This window comes from Reichenbachiella sp. MALMAid0571 (genome assembly GCF_040151475.1).
GTDB lineage: Bacteria > Bacteroidota > Bacteroidia > Cytophagales > Cyclobacteriaceae > CAXBNB01.
The window spans coordinates 20,317-45,221 of sequence record NZ_JBDKWG010000125.1; the positions used below are offsets into that span (position 1 = coordinate 20,317).

Below are 24,905 nucleotides of genomic sequence, written 5' to 3' on the forward strand. Positions count from 1 at the left end.
CGATTCTAAAATTATTCAAAAACTCGTCATTCAGAGGCTTTTGGGCTGGGCTTTGCGTTGAAAGCCCTGCCTAAAGGGCAGACAAGCGTGAGAATCTCTTACTCATAGGGACTTTCACGTCGCTTCCTATCGCACTCTCCAATAAAAGCTCATCTGAGTGACGGTTACGAGTTTTTTTTCGTAATATTAATCGAACTCAGGTTAGTACTATAACGTTCATCATTTGAAAAACTGAGAATGAAAATAAGAGATTGGATAATTATGATTTCAGTAATGACAGGTTGATTCGTAAATTATTGTTAATCACAAAGTTGAGAGAATAGTATTTCCATTCTTTTTTATATCTTTCTAAAAACATAAAGTTGTTTCTTGTAGTATTTTTGATTCCTTCTCATTGGGACTTCCAGTTTGATTTTAGCACTTTCCAACAAGTCTAATTGTTAAAAATCAACCTTAGTGAGTGGCTCTATATTTGAGGAGTATTATAAACTTCTTCTTATCTGATTTTTAGTAATGCTTCTATTTTTCTGCTGTGATCCTGAATTTGGAAAGGTTTGTAGTGTCAGTAATTGGTATAGTATTAGTGTTTATTTTCTTAGAATTAAGGATAGTATGTTTTCTCGTTTATTGTGGTCTGAATTCTAGGTTTAGGAGCTAACCCATGTTGTTTTTTTACTGTTTTATGATTTGTTCTGCTCTCTTTTTTTCTTCTTCCCATCCAAATCATAAAACCGGTTACCGGCAAGCTGGCCGATACGAGGCTGGCAAAAAATGCAAGAACCTTGCCCGGGAAACCCAGAATACTGCCTACGTGAATATCGTAGTTGAGCGAACGAATTTTTTCTCCGTTGTTCTTACTGATAAAGGTTTCCGTATTGAGAAGTTGTGCGGTGTACTGATCAAAGACCAAGGACACATCTCGTGTTCTTGCTTTGTATTTGACAAAAACACGTTGTGCAGCAATACTGTCTTGGGGTAAAGAAATGAAATAACTTTTCGCATCAGGATAGTTCTGTTTGACCTTAGCATATACTTTATCCAATGGCCTTTGGTTGGTAAATTGTGTAGCATCAGAGAAAAGTGCTTCTTTTTTATTTTGAATTTTTTTGCCCCCATTAGCAACCCATTGTACACTATTATCAAACCAATCAAAAGCCCATACTAAGCCTGTTAAGGAAATAATTAAAGCAAAAAGCATCATGTAATATCCAAAAATATTATGCAGGTCATAATTCTTGCGTTTCCATTTTGTGCTAGGTTTCCAACGAAACCAAAACCGTTGTTTAGCAGCTTTTTTGTTCTTTGGCCACCACAAAACCAAGCCGGTAATAAGAGAAATAACAAAAATCAGACAAGCTACTCCTACGATAGGTTGACCAATTTTTGTTTTTAACAAGAGACTCCAGTGCAGCCAAAGTATTATTTGAAAAAATTCTGTTGTACTATTTTCCAGTTGCTGGATTTTGCCTGTATAGGCATTGATATAAGTCGTATAGTAATATTCTCTTTGATCCCAAAACCAGATTCCGGATGCATTTTCTTTATTTTTGAAGGCTAAAAATCTGATCGTATTTTCATTAGTATTATATATATGTATGCCAGTAGCTGATTTATTTTTGAGCGTGTCCTGTACCGTTTGGAGTAATTGACTAATCGGTATTTTTTCTTCTTTTATTTCGTTTGAATGATAATGATCGTATATTATTGGTTTAATTTCTTCTTCAAAAACATAAATACACCCTGTAATTCCTAATATAAATACAATTATCCCAGATGCTAAGCCCAGCAACAGATGGGTCTTTCTAATAATTTTTTTGAATCCCATTTTTTTCAAAAAGCTATAAACAAGCAATTATTACATAAGTAAGAACACCTCAACCCTGTAGGTTGAGGTGTCTTGTCTCAAACACACTTAAAATTTAAGCGTCAAGTTTGCAACAAAATTTCTGGGGGGTTGGGCTACTCCATAAGCATCCCAGTATTTCTGGTTAGTAAGGTTGTTAAGCTTTAAGCCGAATCGCCATATAGGATGCTCATAAAATAAAGTGGCGTTAAAAACTGAATAAGAAGGGGAATAGAAAACATTATCACTAAACTTATAGGCTTTATCCACATAGTTGCTTCCAAAACCAACCCCTAAGCCAGGTAATGTTTTTTGAAATTTATAAGATACCCAAAAGTTAATGGCATTTTCCGGAGCACCGGTTGCTTTATTTCCTTCTATGGATTCATCTGCTGCCTTTACAATTCGATTGTCATTATAGGCGTAACCTGCAATAATATTTAAACCTGTAATTGGATTGGCAATCAATTCAAAATCAAAACCTTTGCTCACTTGTTTGCCATCTTGTATCGTAAATCCATCAGCATTTGTTCTTGTAGCATTGTCAATAGTTATATTATAATAACTTAATGTTGAACTTAATTTTTCATCAAATGCTTCTGTTTTGATACCACCTTCGTATTGGATGGCATATATAGGATTCAGTGTTAATTGAGAACCATCTGGTTGGTTTACAGGTGCTGTGTTTTGAAAACCATTCATATAGTTACCAAAAACAGAGACTTGGTCTTTAACTACTTGATAAACCAACCCTAATTTTGGTGCTAAAGCAGTTTGGTTATAGTCTTCTACACCGTCCATTTTTTTACGATTGAAGTGATCTAAGCGTAAGCTAAGCATGGTGGACAATCTATCTGTAAGGTTGATGACATCTGATACATAAGTACTTATAGTGTGATTTTCTCCATGATTCCAGCCAGTCCAATATCCAGGGATTAAATATGGATCAACATCTTCTTTTCTCAAAGCCCTAAAATCCGTTGTTATATCAATAGTATCTACAACGTCCGCACCCGTGTTCTTGGCATTGGCATTAACTTTTTGATGTCTATAATTAACTCCAGCTAATATGTTGTGTGTTATGCTACCTGTATTAAATTTACCATTAATGTTTTCTTGTATATTGACATAATTGTTATAAATAGGACCCCAGACCCCCATTGTTCTCGTTGCTTCGGTTGGAGATAACCATGTTGCGTAATATTGGTAACTATAATCTACATCTTCCTCCACAAAGGAAAATAATGTGGTCGATTTCCAATTGTCAGAAAGTTGATATTCTGCCTGTAAAAAGACCTTAGATGATGAAGTTTTGGCATTCGCATCATCATGAAACAAAGATGTTCTGTAATCTAATTGAATATCATTCGGGTTTGTAATACCTGAATTTGTACCATAGCGATCATATCTTATACGTGTACTATTGGCATTAAATAGTTCAGCATCTAAAGTAAACGTAAGTTTGTCCGAAGCTTTGTACAAAAGACCTGGAGCTATTAAAAACGTGTTGTTGAACCCATAGTCTAAAAAACTTTTTTGTTTGTTAATGGCAGTGTTCAACCTGAATAATACTGTATTGTCTTTTGTTAAAGGTGTATTTATATCGGCTGTAAGTCTGTTCAACCCAAAACTGCCTGCTGTATAGCTTATTTCTGTTTTCTTTATTTCATGTGGTTTTTTAGTGACCAAATTTACTACCCCACCAAAAGAAGATACCGATGCACCAAAAAGTGTTCCCGATGGGCCTTTTAAAACTTCTATACGCTCTACATTGGCAATATCTACTGAAGAGCGACCTGATACGGTTTCCATTCCATTTCTTGCATTAACACCCGTTGTAAACCCTCTAAATGTAATACCCAGACCTCCGGAAGGGTAGATAACCGGCACTGCACCTGGAGTATTCCTGGTTGCATCATTAATATTAAATACCACTTGTTCTTCAAGTAATTCTTTGCTTACAGCACTATATACCTGTGGGTTTTCCAGATTTTCCAATGGCATACGAGCAGCATAATCTGTTTCCTTATCTGCAAACTTGTTGGTTTCCCTGCTACTTAATACTTCTACATCATTAAGCTTAAGGACATCCTCAAACAGGGTAACTTCAGGTAGGAGGGTTTCTTCATCTTGATTTACCTTTACGTCAATCTCTTTTTTTATGTAACCTACAATTTGAAAGACGAACACCTGATTGCCTTCGGGTATTTTGTCGAGTATAAATCTCCCATTCTTATCGGTAATGGTTCCCCTATTGGTGTTCTTTAGACTGACACTGACAAATTCTAGAGGGATATCATTTTTATCGGTTATTCTACCGGATACACTGCCATTTTGTGCATGAATTACTCCAGTACCAAGGAATAATGAAAAGATTAGAAGTAGTATTTTATTGTTCATGATTATTCATGTTTTGATTTATGATTTAAAATATTTAAGGTTTACTTTTATTTTTTTACCTCATGATACCGTGTTTACTCACGGTTTCAGAGGGCTTTTATGGTTTGTTCAAGCAAGCGATTGCAAAATCATTTATTATTTAGAATTGTTCTAAATAATGGCAAATGTAGGGTGGTATCTCATCTGAGTCAATACCTAATTGTAGTGAATCTTAATAGCTATATTTAGTGAGCATATATCTGCATGTAGTGCTAATCATAGTGGGTATTGATTCCCGAGATGAACAAACCATGAGAGGGAGCCTAGATATACCGATCTCATAACGAGCTACTGGCAATAAAAGACTGTATTTATTCAGGTTGATGAGATTCTTGATTGCCTGTGCTACTTCCAGAATGACGTGATAGTGAGCAAAGATTCGTAAATGTATTTGTCTGGTTCATTCTCCAATAGTTGGTGGCTTCTTCGGAATTGTTATATACTTTTGCGCCTTTCAAATAGTTGATTCATGCATAAAGTATTCAAACTGATTTCACGTATTACGGCGTTTATTTTTTTAGGTATGTTGCTCTACGTTTATGCGTTTCTTCCCGATATGGTAAGCCTTTATTTTGACAAAAATGCCACCGGAGTTTTACGGGTAGGGAAGGAGTTGTTTTTTTACAGTGCTTTGGGATTGTTTATCGTTTCCACTCTGATACTTTCCTACATGAAAAAATCACTTAACCTGATACAAGTCAATTCATCAGACGGTACTATGACTATGTCTATTGCTAAAAAATCTCACCTGCAAACATGGGCCAACAGCCTCTCTGTAGTCTTTAATCTTTTCTTCATTTTTACTGTTGGTTTTGTAGGGTTGTTTCACAATGACGAGCATTTTAACATCTCATATTTTGCTGTCATTATATATATTGGCCCAATCCTTATGGTAGCATCAATTTTTTACCTGATTTACATTTTATTTTTAAAGCACTAGTTCTGACTGTAAATCAGTTTATTATATAATTTGAGTTAAATACATGCTCAAATTAAAGTGTTTGTTTAAGTCATTTTTCAGCTTATTTTTTAGTAAAAAAATAAGTCGAAATAGTATATATTCACGATCATTTTACTTTAAAAATTCATAAAAAGAGGATGGCAGCACAAGTTGGAGAATACACCGAAGATAGTATTAAATCACTGGACTGGAAGGAGCACATCAGGCTTAGGCCGGGTATGTACATCGGCAAATTGGGAGATGGTACCGCCCCCGATGATGGCATATATGTGCTGGTAAAAGAAGTAATGGACAACTGTATTGATGAGCACGTCATGGGTTTTGGGCGAACCATCAATGTAAAAGTGACTGATCAAAGGGTAGAAGTGAGGGATTATGGAAGAGGGATTCCCTTGGGAAAAGTGGTGGACTGTGTTTCTAAAATCAATACCGGAGGTAAATACGATTCTTCTGCCTTTCAAAAATCAGTAGGACTTAACGGCGTAGGTACCAAAGCAGTCAACGCATTGTCAACATATTTTAAGGCTCAGTCATTTAGAGAAGGTCAAACCAAGTTGGCTGAATTTGATGTGGGCAACCTAATCAATGACAGCAAAATAGAAAAGAGTGACGGGCGCAACGGGACTCTTATAGCTTTTGAGCCAGACAATACAATCTTTAAAAACTACCGTTTCATTCCTGAGTATCTGGACAATCTGATGTGGAACTACGCATTTCTCAATGCAGGATTAACCATCAACTTCAATGGAAAAAAGTATCATTCAGAAAACGGATTGCTGGACTTGCTTGGCAGGAAGACCGATCCAGAAACCCTTCGGTATCCCATCATCCATTTGAAGGGAGACGATATAGAAGTATCTATCACACACAACAATCAATACGGTGAAGAGTATTATTCCTTTGTAAATGGACAATACACCACTCAGGGTGGAACCCATCTTGCTGCTTTCAGAGAATCAGTGGTAAGGACAGTTCGGGATTTTTATGGAAAAAATTATGATGCAGCAGACGTAAGAAGTAGTATCGTTGCAGCTATTTCCGTTAGGGTACAAGAACCCGTCTTCGAGTCTCAAACGAAAACAAAATTAGGTTCACTCAACGTAGCACATGACGGTCCTACCATGAGGACTTTTGTTAATGATTTCATAAAAAAAGCACTTGATGATTACCTTCATAAGCATTCTGATGTAGCGGAAGGTCTTCAGAAGCGGATCATGCAATCAGAACGTGAGCGCAAAGAAATAGCAGGAATAAAAAAGCTGGCGAACGAAAGAGCCAAAAAGGCCAACCTGCACAATAAAAAACTAAGGGATTGCAGAATTCATTTCGACGACAAAAAGGGAGATGAAGATTTGAAAAACGGAACTACCCTTTTCATTACAGAAGGAGATTCGGCAAGTGGATCAATCACCAAATCAAGAGAAGTCAAAACTCAGGCCGTATTTAGTCTTCGTGGTAAACCTTTCAACTGCTTTGGTTGTACCAAAAAAGTAGTATATGAAAATGAAGAGTTCAATCTGTTGCAACACGCCCTGAATATTGAAGATGGCATTGAGGGCTTGCGCTACAATCAAATAGTGATTGCTACAGATGCCGACGTGGATGGTATGCACATTCGGTTGTTGCTGTTGACCTATTTCCTTCAGTTTTTTCCTGAGTTGGTTAGGGGAGGACATGTTTTCATTCTGGAGACACCTCTTTTTAGGGTAAGAAATAAAAAAGAAACGATTTATTGTTACAGCGATCAGGAACGTATTGACGCCATTGAAAAATTGAGCCCTAAGCCTGAAATTACGCGATTTAAGGGATTGGGTGAAATTTCTCCCAATGAATTTGGAGAATTTATTGGCGAGGATATAAGGTTGGAACCTGTTATTCTGAACAAGGAAACAAAAATCAGTGATTTATTAGGGTTTTATATGGGCAAGAACACACCTGACAGGCAGAATTTTATTATAGATAAATTAAGAATTGAGAAAGACATAGTAGAAGAGGAGGTTGCTTAAATGGATGAATTAGAAAACAACGGGGAATTACAAAACGAAGAGGGAACCATACACAATGTAGTACCCGTATCGGGCATGTACGAAAACTGGTTTTTAGACTATGCCTCTTACGTTATTTTGGAAAGGGCTGTGCCAGCCATCAATGATGGGCTCAAGCCTGTGCAGAGAAGGATATTGCATGCGATGAGGGAAATGGATGATGGAAGGTACAATAAGGTAGCCAACATCATCGGCAGTACCATGCAGTACCATCCACATGGAGATATGTCAATAGGAGATGCGATGGTAAACCTCGGGCAGAAGGAGTTGCTGATAGACATGCAGGGTAACTGGGGTGACGTGCGTACAGGGGACAGAGCGGCAGCTTCCAGGTATATTGAAGCCCGTCCTTCAAAGTTTGCTCTGGATGTACTTTACAATCCACAAACAACTGAATGGCAGTTGTCTTACGATGGCAGAAAGAAAGAACCCGTCACTCTACCAGTCAAGTTTCCATTGCTGTTGGCTCAAGGTGTCGAGGGTATTGCTGTTGGATTATCTACAAAAATTCTACCTCATAATTTTTGCGAATTGATTGATGCCTGTATCAAATATTTGAGAGGCAAGAGTTTTAAACTCTATCCGGATTTCCTTACCGGTGGCACCATCGATGTATCAGAATACAACAAAGGGCTAAGGGGAGGAAAAGTTAAGGTAAGGGCTAAGATTGAAGAAGTTGATAAAAATACTCTGGTGATCAAGGACATACCTTATGGTACCACTACCACCAGTTTGATCGAATCAATTGTCAAAGCCAATGAAAAGGGTAAGATTAAGATTAAAAAAGTAATTGATAATACTGCTAAGGATATCGAAATTCAGGTTGATCTTGCGCCCGGACAATCTCCGGATATTACCATAGATGCATTGTATGCTTTTACCGATTGTCAGGTTTCTATTTCACCCAATGCCTGTGTGATCGTTGAAGACAAACCCATCTTTTTGACGGTAGATGAAATTCTAAAGAAAAACGCAGATCAGACCGTAGATCTTCTGCGTAGAGAACTTGAAATTCGCAGGAATGAATTACTCGAAAAAATCCTTTTTTCTTCTCTTGAAAAAATATTTATCGAAAACCGAATTTATCGGGACATAGAGGAGTGTGAAACCTGGGAGTCTGTATTAGAAACCATTGATACCGGACTTGAACCTTACAAATCTCAGTTTTATAGAGAAATAGTCCGTGATGACATTATCCGCCTTACGGAAATCAAGATCAAAAGAATTTCAAAGTTTGACTCATTCAAAGCCGATGAGTTGATGAAAAAATTGCAGGAGGAACTGGCAGAAGTAGAGCATCATCTGGCAAACATAATAGACTATGCCGTAACCTACTATGAACGTCTGCTGGAAAAGTATGGGAAAGGAAAAGAGCGTAAAACGGAAATCTCGTCTATTGAAACCATTACGGCCACAGTTGTAGCCGCCAACAATCAAAAATTGTATGTAAATCGTAAGGATGGTTTTATTGGATATGGTCTTAAAAAAGACGAATACTTAGGTGAATGTTCAGATTTGGATGACATTATAGCATTCAGAAAGGATGGAAAATTCATGGTCGTCAGAATTCAGGACAAAGTGTTTGTGGGTAAAGACATATTGTATGCGGGTGTATTTAGAAAAAATGATGACCGAATGGTTTATAATATGGCTTATGTGGATGGTGGAAGTGGAAGAACCTTTGCCAAGCGATTTAGTGTTACGTCAATAACCAGAGACAAGGAATACAACTTATGTAAAAGTGATAAAGGGTCTAAGGTACATTATTTTACAGCTAACCCTAATGGAGAAGCAGAGTTGATCACTGTTTTTTTGACAGCCGGAGCAAAAGCACGAAAGAAAGTGTTTGATTTTGATTTTGCAGATATTGAAATAAAGGGAAGAGGCGCAGGAGGAAACATCCTTACCCGTTACCCTGTAAGAAAGATAGAATTGAAAACCGCTGGTAAATCTACGCTGGGAGGTTTGGATATTTGGTATGACAAATCCATCGGGCGGCTTAATACTGATGAACGTGGAGAATATCTGGGCAATTTTCAGGCAGAGGATAAAATTATATCCTTCTACAAAGATGGACAATACGAGTTGAGCACATTTGAGCTTACCAATAGGTACAATGCCAACAATATTTTAAATATTGTCAAATTTGACCCTGAAATGACTGTGTCAGTGATTTATCAGGATGGCACTTCTAAGACTTATTATGTAAAGCGTTTTCAAATCGAAACACTGACGTTGAACAAAGAATATAAGTTTATCAGTGAAGAAAAAGGTTCAAAACTCATTGCATTATCATTGTTTTCTGCTCCATTGATTGAAGTTAATTATAAAAAGAAAGGAGAGAATACTAAAAGTACTGATACCTTCAACCTCTCTGAACTGATAGAAATAAAGGGATGGAAAGCACTTGGTAACAAATTTCCGGTACAGACCATTACATCTGTAAAAGAAATAGAACCTGAAATAGAGGAAGAAGAAGCTGGGACAGAAACTCCTTCTTCCCAGAAAGAAGACACCTCTGAAAATATTGATTTTTTGAGTAAGCTGAAAGAAGATATCAGGCATGAGGTTGAGGAGGAATCTGAGAAAGAAAAACTCAGCAATGCTCCTGAAAAAAGTGGAAAAGAGGATAAAGGATTGGACATAGGATCATCTATTGAGTTTGACATCAGGAAGGATGATAAAAAAAATGGTAAAGACCAGCTAGGACTTTTTGAATAGTTATCCGTTTTAATATATTGCATTTCTGAAACGCTTCAAGATTATATGGCAGCTTCTGGTCTATGGTATCATCACATTTCTGGTGGTGTCCAATTTCTGGATAATCAACAGTACTTCTCACAAGATCTTTACTGAATTAAGCGATGTGCCATCCAAGGAGATTGCCTTGGTTTTTGGCACCAGCAAATACAAAACAGGAGGGGGCAACAATCTTTTCTTCGACAACAGGATGGAAGCTGCAGCCAGATTGTACCATGGCAAAAAGGTGAACAAGATTCTTTTGAGTGGAACAAGAGATTCAAAATATTATGATGAAACCAAAGACATGAAAGCAGCTCTCATTGCTTTGAAAGTACCTGAGTCAGCGATCATATTAGATGATAAAGGATTTCGTACTTTAGATTCCATTGTCAATGGCAAAAAGGTTTATCATGGGTTTATTTTGATTACGCAACGTTACCATGCCTACCGAGCTCTTTTTATATGTTCATACCTGAAAGTAGATGCTATTTGTTTTGAGGCTAAATTTCCTTCAGAAGACTATTCTTATGTCACTGTTCTTAGAGAAGTTTTTGCACGACCCAAAGCAGTGTTGGACTTATATGTTTTGAATAATATTGGTGATTTTTGGAAATAAAATCCAGAATTTTCTTTTACTGCTTACTTCCTCTTCACACCCCTCACGGCTTCTTCCTTCCAAGGATCTTCGGGCCAGGCATGTTTAGGATACCGTCTTTTGAGTTCTTTCTTCACTTCGAAATAGGTGTTGTCCCAAAAACTACGGAGGTCAGAGGTGACCTGTACGGGTTTGAATCCCGGAGATAGCAAATGCATCAATACAGAGTTTTTTCTATCGTTGAGCAGTGGAGTATCAGACAATCCAAAAACTTCCTGTAACCTCACAGCCAAAACCGGAGGAGCACCGTCTTTGAAGTATTTTAATGTGATTGACGATCCGCTAGGTACGGCTATTTTAGTGGGAGCAAGTTTATTCAGGGCTTGTTGTTTTTGCCAATCAAGATGGTTTTGTAGTACTTCAGCAAGATTGATCTTTTTGAGGTCTTCCGGTTTTTTTACTCCCGACAGGTATGGAATGAGCCATTCAGTATTAGTCATCAAGAGGGTAGAGGTGCTTACATCCGGCCAGCCTTCCATAGGATTCCATTTACGCAAGCTTAATACTCTGTTTTGCCATTGCTCTACGTCTTCATCAAAATTAAGCAATTGCTTTCCTTCAGTTTTAACAGCATCTGAGATTGCTTTTATCAGGTATTCTTCCCCGGGTTCTGGCAAAGGGGTTGATCTAAGGACAATACTTCCTATTCGCAAATCTTTGCTTGCAATGAGGCCACCTTTGCGTGTATCCCATGTAATTACTTCTTTTTCTTTTACAAGAGGAGCCAAGTCCTTTGGATTGAGAGGAGAAGCCATGAATATCTTACCCATACCGTCTCTTGCATCTATATGAGCAATCGCCAACCAGGGTTCGTGCGCCAAATCGTCCCTGTGACCTGCCATGGCCAGTTTACCGTTAGATAGTTGAAATTGAGCATTATTTCCCGGTCGGGCGCAAGCAATTCGTTCAGGATAGGCATGCGCCAAAATTACTCCGGTCTCATAAGGATCAACAAGTCCATTGTCTGCATCCAAATCAAATAGTTTTCGGTAAGAGGCTGCTATTTTCTCTATCTTTGCCAGGTGTTTAGCCAATCGGTTTTCATCTCTATGTTTTCTTAGCGTTTCTATTCTCAGGTTGATATCAATACCTGCTTCTCTGCCAAGAGGATCTCTTTCTTCCAGTAATGGGGCAATATCGGTAGCCAAGGTAAGCATGCCATCTTCTTGTGCCATCAATAGCATGTGTGCAATTCTGGGATGGCAGGGCAATTTGTGGATATTCTTACCATGTTCGGTAATCCGTCCATTTTCCAATGCATCCAGTTGGTGAAGTGTTTCACTGGCTTGAGCCAATGCTCCTTTTGGGGGAGGTGTTAGCCAGGTCAATTGCGACACGTCCATTATACCCCATTGTGCCATATCTAGTACCAGAGAAGCAAGATCAGCTTCCAGTATTTCGGGGGTTCTGTGTTCTGCTAATCGATCATTGGTGGCTTTCGACCACATACGATAGCAAGTACCTGCACTTAATCTCCCAGCTCTTCCGGCACGTTGGTCTGCTGAGTCTTTGGCTATTTGAATTGTTTCCAGCCTTGATAAACCGGATTTCGGGTCGAATCTGGAAGTCCTTCCAAAACCAGAGTCCACTACAATTTTAATTCCTTCGATGGTGAGGCTGGTTTCTGCAATGGAAGTAGCCAGAACTATTTTTCTTTTGCCATTTTTATCCGGCATAATTGCTGCAAATTGCTTTCCTTGCGGCAATTGCCCATAGAGGGGATGGATCATAAATCCACGCAACTCTTTTCTTAATATTTCTTCGCATTTTTTGATTTCACCTTGTCCTGGTAGAAATACCAATGTATCTCCTTCCTGTTCTCTTACTGCTTTGATGACTGTTCTGGCTGCCATTTCAGGCATCATCATCAAATCTTGCTCACCACTGTATTTGATGTCAACAGGGTATTGCTTGCCCATACTTTGAACAACCGGGGCTTTAAGTACTTGTGTCAATTGGGGCATGTCAAGAGTAGCCGACATTATGAGTATTCTTAAGTCAGTGCGTAGCACTTGCTGTGCTTCTCGACACAGTGCCAGGGCTACATCGGCATGGATGCTACGCTCGTGGAATTCGTCGAAGATTACCATGCCTACACCCTCAAGAGTATTATCACTGTGGATCATTCTTGTGAGAATTCCTTCGGTGAGCACTTCGATCTTGGTTTGCTGGCTGACCCTGTTTTCAAACCGAATTCTAAAACCAACGGATTGACCTGTATCCTCTCCCAGAAGGGCAGACATTCTTGATGCAATGGTTCTGGCTGCCAACCTTCTGGGCTCCAACATTAGTATTTTCTTTCCTTCCAGCCATAGTTCATTCATTATTGCCAGTGGTAGCAATGTACTTTTACCTGCACCTGGTGGAGCGTTAATTATAAGGGTGTTATCTTTCTGTAGTTTGAGTTTAACCTCAGGAATTATATCCCTTATGGGCAGGTCTATAGAATTAGGGTCAAATGACAATGGACTAATTGTTTCAGGATTGTTCAGATTTATTTTTCAAAATCATAAAATTATCTAATCGCATCTTTTTTGGCCAAAATCAAAGGAGGATAAAATTACTCAGCATCAGTGGTTACAACTTCCTCTTCTGTCAATACTGCTTCTTTCTTTACAATATGAAGTGTAAATTGCTTATCCATGGTAAATTCATAAGTCGAAGTTTGGGTCAATTCTGACGCTTTATTGGAATTTTGTAAAATTACCAAGAGATCCTTTGCCAATGCTGAAGTTCTAATGTCATTTACTGGTTTGCTGTCAAATACGCTGAGAACGAAGGAGTATCCGCCTTTTTCTTTGGCATTCACATTATGGAATTCGTGTTTCGAAAATTTATATGCCTGAGGTTCATTTTCTGAGTCTATCATCAGTTTAAGAATCGCCGGACGATATTTATTCCATAGAAAAGCATACTTGTGAGTAATCGTTGAATAATTGGTCATAGAGCTTATTTTTATTGGGTAATGTTCAAATTTTAATTTTGGCACCTTACAATCATAAAGGATACCATTTCATGTTTTATTGGAGTGCAAAACGGTAGTGAGATAGGATTTTATTAACTAATCTACCATAGGGTATGATTGTTAACACCGTTGGAGTTCTGCAAATAGTAATTCCAATTCTATGCTGGATTTGTTGAGCTTGATTCCCAGCTGTGTAAGCATGGATTCTTTTTTGCCTTCTTCAAAAATAAAGTCATCATCGTTTAGAATGGGAAACCTCATTTTCAACATAACTTTCTGCTCTCTCCAGCTTCTTAAAATATTCATGTCTGCAAGTTAGTGATAAGTGAGCAATTTTCAATAGTATTCAATCCTATAGTGGGCTAATTTGAGACAAATTATAAGAATTGGAGTTTTATTCTGGTAGGATTTTGATTTTCCATCACAAACGTATCGTGTTGAACCTGACGGTAGGATACAATTAATGAGGATTCAGAGCAGTGTGTCCATTAAGATTATATCTTTGCAGCATATATTTAGAGTATGAAATTTGAACAATATTATATAGACGAAGGAATTAAAACCAGCATATCAAAGCTGGGGTATAAAAAACCAACAGACATTCAATTTAAGTCTATTCCACTCATATTGAAGGGGGAAGATGTGTTGGCAATAGCACAAACCGGAACTGGTAAAACAGCCGCATTTGCTATCCCAATTCTTCATTTGCTTCAGGAAAGAAAAATAGTGGGGCGTCCTGACGGAGTAAAATGTCTGGTAATGGCACCTACACATGAATTGGCTCTACAGATAGACGGAGTTTTCAAGACACTGAGCCAATATATCCGAATAAATTCTTTTTGTATTCATGGAGGAGTGGATCAGAATCCACAGATTGAACAGTTAAATAAAGGAGTAGATGTATTGATTGCTACACCGGGTCGATTATTTGATCTGGTAAGTCAGGGAGTATTGATCTTGAAGAGGGTAGAGATACTGGTGTTGGATGAAGCGGATCACATGTTGGATTTGGGTTTTATAAAAGACATCAAAGACCTGATGCGCCACCTTCCTAAAAAGCGTCAAACATTGTTTTTCTCAGCCACTATTAATGAAAAAATTAAAAAACTGGCTTATTCACTGGTTTCAAATGCCATTCGGATTCAGGTGTCTCCTAAAGATCCTGTGGCTAAGAATATAGACCATGCTGTAGCATTTATTGAAATGGATGATAAACGTTTCTTTTTGGAAGACATGATTAAGGACAATCCTGAAAAAAAAATGCTGGTGTTTGTACGTACCAAAGTAAGGGCAGAACGAGTAAAAAAGGCTTTGGATAGGGTGCAAATTGTCTCAGACACGATCCATAGTGACAAGCTACAGGAAGAGCGTGAGCGTACCATGCAAAGGTTCAGGAAGGGAAATGTGAAAATTCTAATAGCTACAGATGTTAGTGCCAGAGGGATAGACATCCCCAATGTAGAATATGTAATCAACTATGATTTGCCCGAAACTGCCGAAAATTATGTTCACAGAGTTGGCAGGACAGGTCGGGGCAGTCAGAAGGGGCAAGCCGTCTCATTTTGTAGTACAGAAGAGCAGGAACTATTGTCTGAAATTGAAACCAATATGGGCAAGCCCATTAGTAGAATTGATATTTCTAAAAGTGATTATCAATTTACTCTGAATATCTCAGATGCAAAGGCAGATAGCTGGCAATCGCTATTGAAGGAAGAGGAACTTGATCTCAAAAAGAAAAGAAAGAAGAAAAAGAAGAAGTAGCTACAAGCTTTAATCTGTTTTCCCTTTTTTCTTAGGTCTTGGGCCTCTTAAATGTATAATAAGTCCGTTAAGGAAATTGCGGAGTATTTGATCTCCGGCTTCCACATATTTAGGATGGCTTTCATCTCTAAACATATCACCAAGTGCTCCTTTGGTGATTTGAAAATCCACCAATTTTAATATGTCAACAATATTTTCATCTCGTAACTTGTGGGCAACTCTTAATTTTTTAAGTATATCGTTGTTGGTCAGCATATCTTATTATCAAGATACAAACTTACATTATTCCACTTTGAAAATGTTCCATTGAAGCGCAATGAAATTGTTAAAAACAAAAAACGATTACCTTTTATAGTATTGACCTTTTCTAAATGCTCCTGACATGGCTAATGGAATTTCTGCTTCAGCCTGAACGACCAAGGCACGGGCTTCCTGCACTTTGGCAAGCATTTCTTGTTCTGCTGCTACGGCCATTGCCCGTCTTTCTTCTGCTTTTGCTTTTGCCACATTTAAATCTGCTTGTGCCTGATCAATTTGAAGTTTAGCTCCGATATTGTGTCCAATGTTAATGTCAGCTATGTCAATAGACAATATTTCAAATGCTGTACCAGCATCAAGCCCATTGGCCAATACGGTTTTGGAGATTTCTTCTGGTTTTTCGAGTACTTCGAGGTAACTTTTAGTGGCACCAATCCTTGAAATGATTCCTTGCCCCACACGTGCTTGAATGGTCTCTTCTCCAGCTCCACCGACAAGTTGTTGCAAGTTGGTGCGGACGGTTACCCTGGCCTCAGCGATTAATTGAATGCCATCTACCGATACTGCTGTGATGGAAGGAACAATGATTATATAGGGTGTAACTGATACATGTACTGCCTGCAACACATCTCTACCTGCTAGATCTATGGCAGTTGCTTGTTGAAAGTTCAAGTTAAGATTTGCTTTGTCTGCCACTATCAATGCCTTAATCACTTTTTCAAGATTTCCCTGTGCCAGGTAGTGTGTTTCAAGTAATTCTGTGGTTATATCCTTTAGTCCGGCTTTGTAAGCCAATATAAGCGATCTTACAATTAGTCCGGGAGGAACTTTTCTGAATCGCATGAAAACCATATCAATCAGGTTTATTCTAACACCGGAAAATATAGCGGTAATCCACAGGTTAACCGGAATAATCAAAAAGAAAATCCATAGCCCGGCCAGTATGACTCCAATGGTAATGATATTAGGTATTGAAATGAATTCTTCCATATAGTTAACAATTGGTCTGGAAGTTACCAAGAGTTATCAGCCTTTTTAGGTAATTAATGAAATATAATTTTCCTGCTTTATCTAAGGTTGTTTTTGAAGGTGATTTTATTCAGTCAAAGCATATTTTGAAAACAGAGAATGCAATTCCAATTGCAAGTAAAAAATGATCCAATTGAATCAGATAAACTTACTGATCCAGGTTTTCTGATTTGGCTACCCTAAAATACCATCGGGAAGCTGGTAATATACAAGCTCCCATAAGGGCTATAAAGAGAAAAGCCCATTTCATTCCTATTGCATGTGAAAGAAATCCAATCAAAGGAGGGCCAATGAGCATACCCACTACGCTGTAGGTGGAAATTATTGAGATTGCCATTCCTGGTGAATATTTTTTTGATTCTCCTGCCAGTGAAAAAGTGATCGGAACCAGCACTGCTGCGCCAATTCCCACCATTGAAAAACCTATGATAGCCGGAACAAAGAAAGGAAAAACAGTGGACATGAGTATTCCGAAGGTGATCAGAATGGAACTGATGAGATAAACCGTCTGCTTTCCTATTTTGGATATTACCTTATCCATAAACCACCTGGAAAGTGCCATACACATCATAAAAGTAAAATACCCAACTGTATAGATATCCACTTTTATTACTTCTTTGAAATAGATTCCGCTCCAATCGAACATGCCTCCTTCGCAAAAAGAAGCGAACAATATAATCAGACCCAACACCAACAAGGATTTGTCGGGTTTGCCAAGCTGGATTTTTGATCCCGTAGTGGCTTTATCTCCGGAAGGCAGGTATTTGAATGTAATGATAGCCGCAGAAACCAGCGTGATGGCGACCCAAAAAAGATGGCTGCTCATCGAAACTGACAACCAGATCAGGGATGTGGTTAAACCAACACCCACAATTCCTCCAAGGCTCCACATGGCATGGAACGATCCATTAATAGGTTTGGCAAATGATTTTTGAAGCATCACTGCCTGGGTGTTCATAGCCACACCACCAATCCGAAAGGCCAGAGACAGAAAAAACAGAGATATACCCAAGTCAATAATATCGGAACTCATACCAATACCCATAATAGAGGCACATTGCACGATCATGGCTATAATTAACGGCGGCCTGTTGTCAAAATTGCGATTGATCCATCCGGAAATGGCAAGCCCGAGTAAGGAACTGAATGGCATCACCAGTAGGAGAGAACCTATTTCAGCGTCATTGAGGTCTAAGATACGCTTGATGTCCGGTATGCGTGAGGCCCAGGTAGCAAAACTAATACCCTGAATAAAGAAAAATATGCCTACAGCAATCCTCTGTCTGTTTGCAAAAACTACTGAATTGAGTTGTGTCATAAGTGCCTTTGAATCCCCTCTATAAAAGAAGGTGCTGTTATTTGGGCGCAAAGTAATTTTAAGCATTTTTAATAACCAAGGTAATCTTGATATTGGTGCTTCAAATTCAAGGCTAATTTGGTGAACTTCATTTATTGAACTGTGAATTGAATGATATGCTGAAGATTAACTCTAAATACAAATTTTATTGAGTCAAATTAATCACTATGCTTTTGATTGTTACGAGTGAATGCAAAAATAATTTTATATAAACGAAACTTTTTTAGTGAATCTCAGTTTAGGATTTAGTACTTTGTATAACCTAATACCTTCTATAACATGAAAAAGTTTTTTATATTAATTCCGATGCTATTGTTAATGTTGTCCGTCAGTGCACAAACCAAAAAGGTAAAAGAAAAAGACCTTAAGGGGGTTTGGAAGTTGGTGATAGATATTGACAAAGAAGAAATTGTGGATGAAATAGACGATGAAGACAATGTTTTTGCCCGATTGATGGTGAAATCAGCTATTGGTTTTGTGGATGGCATTTTGGAAGAACTAGACATCAGGTTCGAATTTGAACCGAACAATCGTTTGAAAGTAACAGTCAATGCTTTTGGAGATGAAGAGGTAGAATATTCAAATTGGCACATCAATAAGAATGGTGAACTGATAATTGAAGATTCTGATTCTTACGATAGTGATGAGGATTATTGGTTACTTGAAGGAGATGTGCTGGTAGCCTATGACAAAGATGATGATACACATAAGAGCAGTGTATATCTGGTCAACATGGAATGATATAAGTTCGTTTTCTTGATTTATCAGGTAAGACTCTCAATTTTTTGAACCAACAAAACATAGCCATCGTCGAGTAGTAAATAGCCCTGATCATAACAATAGCGATATTCCTGTCCTGCCTTGGTTGTGTATGTGTTGGTGTAATACTCCATATCAAATCCTTTTTTCAATAACTTATCCACCTGAGTTTTGGTCTTACCTGTAGGATTGAGTTCCAGTAATATTCTGCGGTTCTTCCTCAAAATGTTATTGACATTTCGAATGTAATTGGTAGAGTCTGAATTGACCTTGTTGTTGGCAGCATTTCTGCATGCATCTGAGCAAAACTTCTTATCAATTCTACCAAAGATCGGACGGCCACATTCCGGACAGGTTCTGTTTTCGGTTTCCTGATTCATGCAGTAAGTTATTGATTTTCTGAAATATATCCAATTACAAACGACTACAAACGGATGTTAAGTGACTACAAATAATTAACAACCGAGTCGTTTTTTGATTTCTTGCATCCTTTGTCCTGTCAAACGACAAATTCATCTACCATCAGGTGAATATCAATAATATTTAAATTTTAATATCATGTCAACTTTAAAAAACAAAGTACAGCTAATTGGTAGATTAGGTAACGATCCGGAAGTAAAAAACTTCGAAAGTGGGAAAACAATGGCTACATTTTCTATGGCCACCAATGAAATCTACTACAACAGTAAAGGAGAAAAAGTAGAAGACACCCAGTGGCACAACGTTGTGGCCTGGGGCAAAAAAGTCAGCATTATTGAAAGTTACCTCAAAAAAGGCAGTGAAGTAGCCATAGAGGGAAAGCTCGTCAATCGCAAATATGACAAAGAAGGGGAGACCCGTTATGTTACTGAGATTTCACTGCATGAATTGCTCATGATGAATAAGAAAGATTGATGCATCATGACGATTAAGGTTCAATGAATGAGTCTGTCTCAAAAGGGTAAAACAGTTGCCGGATTTATTCCGGCATCCCTTTGAAAATGCACCGATAGTTATTTCCAGTACTGATGCAGTCAGGAATCTGATAAGTATCTGCTTTTTGAGACAGACTCAAATTTGATAGTTCTATTTTCCATTTTTACATTTTTGCAACTCCATATCAGCTTCCAATTTGTATTTTTCGCATTCAGCACTTTTAATTTGGGCTACTACTACATAGAAGAGTATGATTGCCGCTTCTATGGCTATGATGATTTTGGCTGTTTTGTTCATGGTGGGCTATTTACCGCTTTGGCATTTTTGTAATGTCTCCATTACTCTTTCAACTTCATTTTGAGCGAGTCGTGTTTGAGCAGCATTATGTTCTGCTTGCTCTGCCAGTTGGATTGCTTCTTTTTTAACTTCCTCTACTATTATTTTCTTCTCTATAACCTCCATTTTTAGCTTTTCAGCTTCAGCTGTTCGAATTTTAGCAAATACAACAAAGAAGAGTATGATTACCGCTTCGATGGCTATGATAATTTTTGCAGTTTTGTTCATATCGTAGGTGTTATTTTCCGCTCTTGCATTTTTGCAGCTCAACCATTACTCTTTCTGTTTCTTTTTGAGCGTACATGGCTTTATTTTCAGCAGCTACTGCATCTGCTGCAAGGCGAACTGCTCTTTTTGCTTGATTTTTTGCTTCTTCCGCATGCAAATCTGCTTGTATTGTAGCTATTTTAGCTGCCTCAGCTTGTTTTTCGGCTTCACTACGCTGAATTTGAGCCATTAAAATAAAAAATGCGCATAATACAACGAGAATAGAAATAATGATTTTGGCGGCCTTGTTCATATTTTTGCTCGTTGGATGGTTTAGTAATTTAATTACTTTTATTCTAAAAATAATAATATAAGACAATAACACGGTTTTAGTTTTCATTCATGTATTATTGAATGAAAAATGAATCTGTTAAAATTGTTTTTACAGATACTTTTTTATCATCCATACGTTTGAGGATTATATGAAAAAAAGAAATCGTATATATTTAGTTGTAGCAATTTTGGTGTTGACTTCTTTTGCTAAAAAAGCAGATGAAGAATCAGGACACTCCATTACATTAAAAATGCTGAAAAAAACGTCCGGTATTAGTTCGTTGATCTATACGCTATCGAAAGAAGAGCGAATAGAAGGAAAGATGATCAAGCAAATTTCTTTTACCAAAATGGAAAAAGAGCCTTTTAGGGTATATATGAAACAATTGTACCCACAGGAAGGGATGGAAGTTTTATTTGTGGAGGGTGAACACAATAACAAAGCCATCATCAATCCCAATGGTTTTCCCTGGGTAAACATAAAATTGCATCCTAAAGAGGGAATAATGCGCAATGACCAACATCATACCATTTATCAGTCTGGGTTTGACCATGTGGTCTCTATTTTGGACTATTTGGTTAAAAAATACGAATCAGATATGGATACAATGGTAAAGTACAATGGAATTGTGCAACATGACAACAAGGATTGTCATTCAGTATCTTTTACCAATCCGAACTTTAAATACATTGACTATACTGTGCAGGAAAATGAAACGCTTGAGACGATAGCTGCTAAGTTCAAATTGAGTGAGCACATGATTTTAGAGAAAAATCATAAAGTGAAGCATTATGATGATGTTTCTGTTGGCCAGGTAATCCAAATACCAAATGACTACTCTCCCAAAATGATGCTATATATAGATAAAGATGCCTTGATTCCGTTGAGAATGGATGTATATGATGATCAGGGGTTGTATGAAAAATACCAGTATTCTAAGGTAACTATTGACCCTAAACTTGATCCAAGTGAATTTTCTCAGGATTATTCAGCATACGGGTTTTAAGTATTTTCATTTGATTTCCAGGCGCAGTAAAATACCTGAAAACATTTGTTTTTCAACTATAAAAAGAGTACCTTCATAGCATGTTACCAAACTCGGTGAAGCTTTGAGAATCATATAGATTCCTGCTTGCCCAAAACCCGGTGAAGCCGGGTTTTTTGATGCATAAAGTTTAGTAAGAAATCAAGGGGAGCACACTAATAGAACTTGGTTTCTGAGTGGTAGGATGTTGTCTTCCTCCGGTCAATTCTCTTACCCGTTCAGCCAGATAAAAATCCAATTCCCTAAGGTAAATTTTGCCATCCTTTTTCACATCTGCTTTTTGTTGTTCCAGCCCTTCGATGATAGAGAGAGTAAATGCGCCGTGTCCCCAGTCCGGATGTTCCAGAGATGACTCAGCCCCGGTAGAGGCAGACATGATCACTACACCAAACTCACCTGATGACAATTCCCTGACTGCTTCAGTATTATCCACTTTGGATTGGCCTACATTGGCTCCCAGTTGTCCACTATGGCAGGCATCTATCAGTAGCAACACTTTTGCCGGCATATTACCAATGAGATCCGAAAAATCACGCCAATCAACGCAGGAGATGCGAGGATTTGATGAATCTCCATCATGTGGCAGGATATAAAAATTGTTATCTTTATTCAAGCCATGTGAGGCAATGAAGATAATAACAAAATCTTTTGGAGTAGTGTATTCTTCCAACTTATGGAAAGTAGAAAGAATCTTTTCACGTGTGGCATATGAATTTAATATGTCAATGGTTTTCACCGAATTGAACATTTTACCTTCCTGTGCCTTAAATATTTTTGATACCGCTCTGGCATCATCGTCAGCATAATTCAGGTTGTACTGAGGATTTTTAAATTCAGAGATGCCGATCGAAACCAAATAGAGGTTACTTAGTGGTATTTCCTCTTTGTCTTCAGTTTCAAGTTTGGTGATCTCCCGTTTTTCGCTGTTTCCCTGATTGGTATTTACACTAGGCTTTTTTGCATCCGGTTTATAGATAATCGTTCGGTCTTCTGAGAATCCATTGGCTATACTGTTAGCTGCAAAGAACCGAATTTGAAACTCCTTGGACGATTCAACAACTTCCTCTTCATCGGGTACTACATCAAAACCTCTTCTGCCAATCATATCTTCAGAAGATAGCTTTAACGAATAGGAGACTGTCTTATTGGTTGTATTTCCTGTTGATGTCAGTTTATCTCCAATAGCCAGAGGACGTCCGTTTACAAATAGTTTTACCTGAGTAATATCAATGGCAGATGAAATAGATACTTCCAAATTATAATTGGACAGGGTAGTTGTAGTGTAGTTGTTTACAGGTGATGTCCATTTTATCTTGGGTGGCAATATTTTATTTACGTCTTGTTTTTGAATGTTGAGCGCAGTAGCTGTTTTATCAAAGGACCCTGTTTCCAGCATTTTCAACACAACATCACGCCTGTGGAATTTCTTACTGAAAGCCGACACATCGTGGTATTCTGCCAGTGAGCCAGCTCCTTTGTTGATATGCCACCCAATGTATTTTTCACCTCCGGCTGATGCTTCATAATAGCCCTGAGGTGTCCATATTACCCACTCATTCTTAGAAGTAATGAAAAGTGTTGCCAGGTTTTCTCCGGAAGATAAGTTCCATATTTTTATTGTCTGATCACTGTTTGATGAAAGCAATCTGTCTTGTTTTTCTATTTCTGAAATAGCCCAGGTTTCTCCCAAATGTCCTTCATAAGAATTCAAGAATTCGCCATTAGGCTTAAATCTTTTTAGAGAGTAGGTAGAGCCTATTACTACTTCATTGTAATCATTTACAAAAGAATAACTCCTGATGATACCGTCTTTCAATTCATCAACAGATACCCCATTGTTGCCAAAATTGATTCGTTGTTCAGACTGCTTTTCGATAGCATGTCCCAAAAATTTATTCTTATTCCTGATAAATGATTTTGTGTTCGGTTTTTCAGGATCCAGGCTCAGGTTAGTTAGGTTGAAAGTCTTTTCCAATGGAGCATCGTCCAAGAGTTCTGTTGGGTTGCTTTGTCCGAAAGCAGTGGTATTTTCGTCAGTATTGAAACCTACAGCAAAAACACCTCTGCCATTGCCAACAAGGTTGCGAACAGGTTTTCCTGATAAAGCATCCCAAATAAAAATATTTTTGTCATTGCCTCCGGCTGATGCCAGATATAAACCTTCTTCCTCGTCAAATTTTTTGAAAGGTGCAAAAACTGCTGCACTCACGGCATTGTCATGGTAGTTGAAATCAGTAATGACAGTTTCTGTATCAAGGTTATAAACCACACCCTTGCGACTAAAAACCACCAGATACTTGTTGTCTTTAGATACAGCCAATGAGTTGACAGCCGAAGGAATATTGTCCAGTTTGCTTAAAAACCTCCCTGCATTGGTCCAGACAACTATATCACCATCTTCGCTTCCGGATATTATTTTAGAACCATCCGGAGTAAAGAGTACTTTTCTTATTTTGTCTAAATGAACCTTTCCATCAATAAAAGTAATATTGCTGAGGTCAGCAGTATTCCAGGCTTTGACAATACCATCTGTTCCTCCTGATACGATTCGACTTCCATTTTGATTGATATCGACACTTTGGATAATTCCACTGTGCCCCTTTAGAAATCCTCGTGCAGTAATAGAACTGGAACTCGCAATAGTTGAGATGTCCCAGAGTCCGAGGGTTTGATCAGCAGAGGCAGTGGCAAGCCATTTGCCATCGGCAGAGATAGCCAGGTCATTGATGATATTGTTGTGTCCTTTTAATGTATGAGATATTTTACCCAATTGCAAATCAACAACTCTAATAGATCCTATGTTTTTGGGATCACCTCCGGCTTTATCAAAAAAACCACCTAAGAATAGATAACGTTCAGTTGGGTCAAGGGCTGCAGCATATATTTTGCCATCAACTCCATCACCAATTTGAAACCTGAGTGTTTTGATCAGACTGCCATCCGACACATCCCAAATACGAACAGTTTTGTCTTCGGAAGCTGAAATTAGTTGCTTTCCTCCTTTAATGAAAATAACGTCATGTACCAATCCGGAGTGCCCATGATTATCAATGATAAGCTTCTGAGCTTCAATATGTACTGATATACATATTAATATAATAAATAAAGCAATATTTTTAATGTAAAAGAGAAACGACAGCTCTTTTCGAATATTTATATTCATTTGTAAATTCATAAAGTAGAATATATTATTGATTGACATGCTTAGATCAAATTATTAAGAGTTAGTGACTTTACACAACAAAAAAACAGAA

At 37.9% G+C, this 24,905-nt stretch carries 21 protein-coding genes; 8 read left to right on the top strand and 13 right to left on the bottom strand.

Annotation, left to right across the window (positions count from 1 at the left end; all coding sequences use genetic code 11):
* Positions 1 to 601: 601 nt before the first annotated feature.
* Entirely contained in the window at positions 602 to 1,825 is a 1,224-nt protein-coding gene (locus tag AAOP42_RS10570) for a PepSY-associated TM helix domain-containing protein (protein ID WP_349528476.1), read from the bottom strand.
* A gap of 87 nt (positions 1,826 to 1,912) precedes the next feature.
* Positions 1,913 to 4,243: a TonB-dependent siderophore receptor gene (locus AAOP42_RS10575; protein WP_349528477.1), complete on the bottom strand. Its 2,331-nt coding sequence runs from the start codon at positions 4,241 to 4,243 to the stop codon at positions 1,913 to 1,915.
* Positions 4,244 to 4,751: 508 nt separating this feature from the next.
* Here AAOP42_RS10575 and AAOP42_RS10580 point away from each other — a divergent pair.
* The 4 genes from AAOP42_RS10580 to AAOP42_RS10595 all read left to right on the top strand — a co-directional run bounded on the left by AAOP42_RS10580 (position 4,752) and on the right by AAOP42_RS10595 (position 10,646).
* A complete protein-coding gene (locus AAOP42_RS10580) occupies positions 4,752 to 5,222 on the top strand; it encodes a hypothetical protein (protein ID WP_349528478.1) in 471 nt (156 codons plus the stop codon).
* 158 nt (positions 5,223 to 5,380) lie between these two features.
* Positions 5,381 to 7,249 carry a DNA topoisomerase IV subunit B gene (locus tag AAOP42_RS10585; protein WP_349528479.1) on the top strand — a complete coding sequence of 623 codons (1,869 nt, stop codon included), beginning with the start codon at positions 5,381 to 5,383 and terminating at the stop codon, positions 7,247 to 7,249.
* Entirely contained in the window at positions 7,250 to 10,009 is a 2,760-nt protein-coding gene (locus AAOP42_RS10590; protein WP_349528480.1) for a DNA gyrase/topoisomerase IV subunit A, read from the top strand.
* Between the two features lie 85 nt (positions 10,010 to 10,094).
* Entirely contained in the window at positions 10,095 to 10,646 is a 552-nt protein-coding gene (locus AAOP42_RS10595) for a SanA/YdcF family protein (RefSeq protein ID WP_349528481.1), read from the top strand.
* 23 nt (positions 10,647 to 10,669) lie between these two features.
* On the opposite strand, the gene hrpB is transcribed toward AAOP42_RS10595, so the two are convergent.
* The 3 genes from hrpB to AAOP42_RS10610 form a co-directional block, all read right to left on the bottom strand.
* Positions 10,670 to 13,150, bottom strand: a complete 2,481-nt coding sequence (gene hrpB, locus AAOP42_RS10600) for an ATP-dependent helicase HrpB (protein ID WP_349528482.1) — start codon at positions 13,148 to 13,150, stop codon at positions 10,670 to 10,672.
* Positions 13,151 to 13,245: 95 nt separating this feature from the next.
* The gene (locus AAOP42_RS10605; RefSeq protein WP_349528483.1) at positions 13,246 to 13,629 is read right to left on the bottom strand and encodes a hypothetical protein; all 384 of its coding nucleotides are present in this window, start codon (positions 13,627 to 13,629) and stop codon (positions 13,246 to 13,248) included.
* Between the two features lie 141 nt (positions 13,630 to 13,770).
* Positions 13,771 to 13,956 carry a hypothetical protein gene (locus AAOP42_RS10610; RefSeq protein WP_349528484.1) on the bottom strand — a complete coding sequence of 62 codons (186 nt, stop codon included), beginning with the start codon at positions 13,954 to 13,956 and terminating at the stop codon, positions 13,771 to 13,773.
* A 216-nt stretch (positions 13,957 to 14,172) separates the two neighbouring features.
* On the opposite strand from AAOP42_RS10610, the gene AAOP42_RS10615 reads away from it, so the two are divergent.
* On the top strand, positions 14,173 to 15,411 hold the full coding sequence (locus AAOP42_RS10615) for a DEAD/DEAH box helicase (RefSeq protein ID WP_349528485.1): 1,239 nt from the start codon (positions 14,173 to 14,175) through the stop codon (positions 15,409 to 15,411).
* Positions 15,412 to 15,420: 9 nt separating this feature from the next.
* Here the strand turns inward: AAOP42_RS10615 and AAOP42_RS10620 are convergent, their stop codons facing one another.
* From AAOP42_RS10620 to AAOP42_RS10630, 3 genes are all read right to left on the bottom strand, one after another.
* Entirely contained in the window at positions 15,421 to 15,666 is a 246-nt protein-coding gene (locus AAOP42_RS10620; protein WP_349528486.1) for a DUF1456 family protein, read from the bottom strand.
* A gap of 87 nt (positions 15,667 to 15,753) precedes the next feature.
* Entirely contained in the window at positions 15,754 to 16,659 is a 906-nt protein-coding gene (gene floA / locus AAOP42_RS10625; protein ID WP_349528487.1) for a flotillin-like protein FloA, read from the bottom strand.
* A 187-nt stretch (positions 16,660 to 16,846) separates the two neighbouring features.
* Positions 16,847 to 18,082 (bottom strand): MFS transporter, encoded by a 1,236-nt coding sequence (locus AAOP42_RS10630; RefSeq protein WP_349528488.1) that lies wholly within the window; start codon positions 18,080 to 18,082, stop codon positions 16,847 to 16,849.
* 252 nt (positions 18,083 to 18,334) lie between these two features.
* Between AAOP42_RS10630 and AAOP42_RS10635 the strand changes: the two genes are divergently transcribed.
* The gene (locus tag AAOP42_RS10635) at positions 18,335 to 18,796 is read left to right on the top strand and encodes a hypothetical protein (RefSeq protein ID WP_349528489.1); all 462 of its coding nucleotides are present in this window, start codon (positions 18,335 to 18,337) and stop codon (positions 18,794 to 18,796) included.
* A 23-nt stretch (positions 18,797 to 18,819) separates the two neighbouring features.
* Here the strand turns inward: AAOP42_RS10635 and AAOP42_RS10640 are convergent, their stop codons facing one another.
* Positions 18,820 to 19,194, bottom strand: a complete 375-nt coding sequence (locus tag AAOP42_RS10640; RefSeq protein ID WP_349528490.1) for a DNA gyrase inhibitor YacG — start codon at positions 19,192 to 19,194, stop codon at positions 18,820 to 18,822.
* 178 nt (positions 19,195 to 19,372) lie between these two features.
* Between AAOP42_RS10640 and AAOP42_RS10645 the strand changes: the two genes are divergently transcribed.
* Positions 19,373 to 19,708 carry a single-stranded DNA-binding protein gene (locus tag AAOP42_RS10645; protein WP_349528491.1) on the top strand — a complete coding sequence of 112 codons (336 nt, stop codon included), beginning with the start codon at positions 19,373 to 19,375 and terminating at the stop codon, positions 19,706 to 19,708.
* Positions 19,709 to 19,879: 171 nt separating this feature from the next.
* On the opposite strand, the gene AAOP42_RS10650 is transcribed toward AAOP42_RS10645, so the two are convergent.
* Genes AAOP42_RS10650 through AAOP42_RS10660 form a run of 3 tightly spaced genes read right to left on the bottom strand, consistent with a single transcriptional unit; the run spans position 19,880 to position 20,672 of the window.
* Complete coding sequence (locus AAOP42_RS10650) at positions 19,880 to 20,026, bottom strand: hypothetical protein (protein WP_349528492.1); 147 nt, start codon at positions 20,024 to 20,026, stop codon at positions 19,880 to 19,882.
* A gap of 6 nt (positions 20,027 to 20,032) precedes the next feature.
* The gene (locus AAOP42_RS10655; protein ID WP_349528493.1) at positions 20,033 to 20,293 is read right to left on the bottom strand and encodes a hypothetical protein; all 261 of its coding nucleotides are present in this window, start codon (positions 20,291 to 20,293) and stop codon (positions 20,033 to 20,035) included.
* A gap of 10 nt (positions 20,294 to 20,303) precedes the next feature.
* Positions 20,304 to 20,672, bottom strand: coding sequence for a hypothetical protein (locus AAOP42_RS10660; protein ID WP_349528494.1), 369 nt, complete (start codon positions 20,670 to 20,672; stop codon positions 20,304 to 20,306).
* 82 nt (positions 20,673 to 20,754) lie between these two features.
* Between AAOP42_RS10660 and AAOP42_RS10665 the strand changes: the two genes are divergently transcribed.
* Positions 20,755 to 21,612: a LysM peptidoglycan-binding domain-containing protein gene (locus AAOP42_RS10665; protein ID WP_349528495.1), complete on the top strand. Its 858-nt coding sequence runs from the start codon at positions 20,755 to 20,757 to the stop codon at positions 21,610 to 21,612.
* 169 nt (positions 21,613 to 21,781) lie between these two features.
* Here the strand turns inward: AAOP42_RS10665 and AAOP42_RS10670 are convergent, their stop codons facing one another.
* Entirely contained in the window at positions 21,782 to 24,814 is a 3,033-nt protein-coding gene (locus AAOP42_RS10670) for a caspase family protein (protein WP_349528496.1), read from the bottom strand.
* Positions 24,815 to 24,905: the final 91 nt, after the last annotated feature.

Excerpts from the sequence above, each read along its gene's own strand:
- AAOP42_RS10570 (WP_349528476.1), bottom strand. The coding sequence starts at position 1,825 with ATGGGATTCAAAAAAATTATTAGAAAGACCCATCTGTTGCTGGGCTTA.
- AAOP42_RS10610 (WP_349528484.1), bottom strand. The coding sequence starts at position 13,956 with ATGAATATTTTAAGAAGCTGGAGAGAGCAGAAAGTTATGTTGAAAATG.
- AAOP42_RS10665 (WP_349528495.1), top strand. The coding sequence starts at position 20,755 with ATGAAAAAAAGAAATCGTATATATTTAGTTGTAGCAATTTTGGTGTTG.
- AAOP42_RS10615 (WP_349528485.1), top strand. The coding sequence starts at position 14,173 with ATGAAATTTGAACAATATTATATAGACGAAGGAATTAAAACCAGCATA.
- AAOP42_RS10580 (WP_349528478.1), top strand. The coding sequence starts at position 4,752 with ATGCATAAAGTATTCAAACTGATTTCACGTATTACGGCGTTTATTTTT.
- AAOP42_RS10605 (WP_349528483.1), bottom strand. The coding sequence starts at position 13,629 with ATGACCAATTATTCAACGATTACTCACAAGTATGCTTTTCTATGGAAT.
- AAOP42_RS10635 (WP_349528489.1), top strand. The coding sequence starts at position 18,335 with ATGAAAAAGTTTTTTATATTAATTCCGATGCTATTGTTAATGTTGTCC.
- AAOP42_RS10645 (WP_349528491.1), top strand. The coding sequence starts at position 19,373 with ATGTCAACTTTAAAAAACAAAGTACAGCTAATTGGTAGATTAGGTAAC.
- AAOP42_RS10670 (WP_349528496.1), bottom strand. The coding sequence starts at position 24,814 with ATGAATATAAATATTCGAAAAGAGCTGTCGTTTCTCTTTTACATTAAA.
- AAOP42_RS10650 (WP_349528492.1), bottom strand. The coding sequence starts at position 20,026 with ATGAACAAAACAGCCAAAATCATCATAGCCATAGAAGCGGCAATCATA.
- AAOP42_RS10590 (WP_349528480.1), top strand. The coding sequence starts at position 7,250 with ATGGATGAATTAGAAAACAACGGGGAATTACAAAACGAAGAGGGAACC.
- floA (WP_349528487.1), bottom strand. The coding sequence starts at position 16,659 with ATGGAAGAATTCATTTCAATACCTAATATCATTACCATTGGAGTCATA.
- AAOP42_RS10575 (WP_349528477.1), bottom strand. The coding sequence starts at position 4,243 with ATGAACAATAAAATACTACTTCTAATCTTTTCATTATTCCTTGGTACT.
- AAOP42_RS10620 (WP_349528486.1), bottom strand. The coding sequence starts at position 15,666 with ATGCTGACCAACAACGATATACTTAAAAAATTAAGAGTTGCCCACAAG.
- AAOP42_RS10640 (WP_349528490.1), bottom strand. The coding sequence starts at position 19,194 with ATGAATCAGGAAACCGAAAACAGAACCTGTCCGGAATGTGGCCGTCCG.
- AAOP42_RS10660 (WP_349528494.1), bottom strand. The coding sequence starts at position 20,672 with ATGAAAACTAAAACCGTGTTATTGTCTTATATTATTATTTTTAGAATA.
- AAOP42_RS10585 (WP_349528479.1), top strand. The coding sequence starts at position 5,381 with ATGGCAGCACAAGTTGGAGAATACACCGAAGATAGTATTAAATCACTG.
- AAOP42_RS10655 (WP_349528493.1), bottom strand. The coding sequence starts at position 20,293 with ATGAACAAAACTGCAAAAATTATCATAGCCATCGAAGCGGTAATCATA.
- AAOP42_RS10630 (WP_349528488.1), bottom strand. The coding sequence starts at position 18,082 with ATGCTTAAAATTACTTTGCGCCCAAATAACAGCACCTTCTTTTATAGA.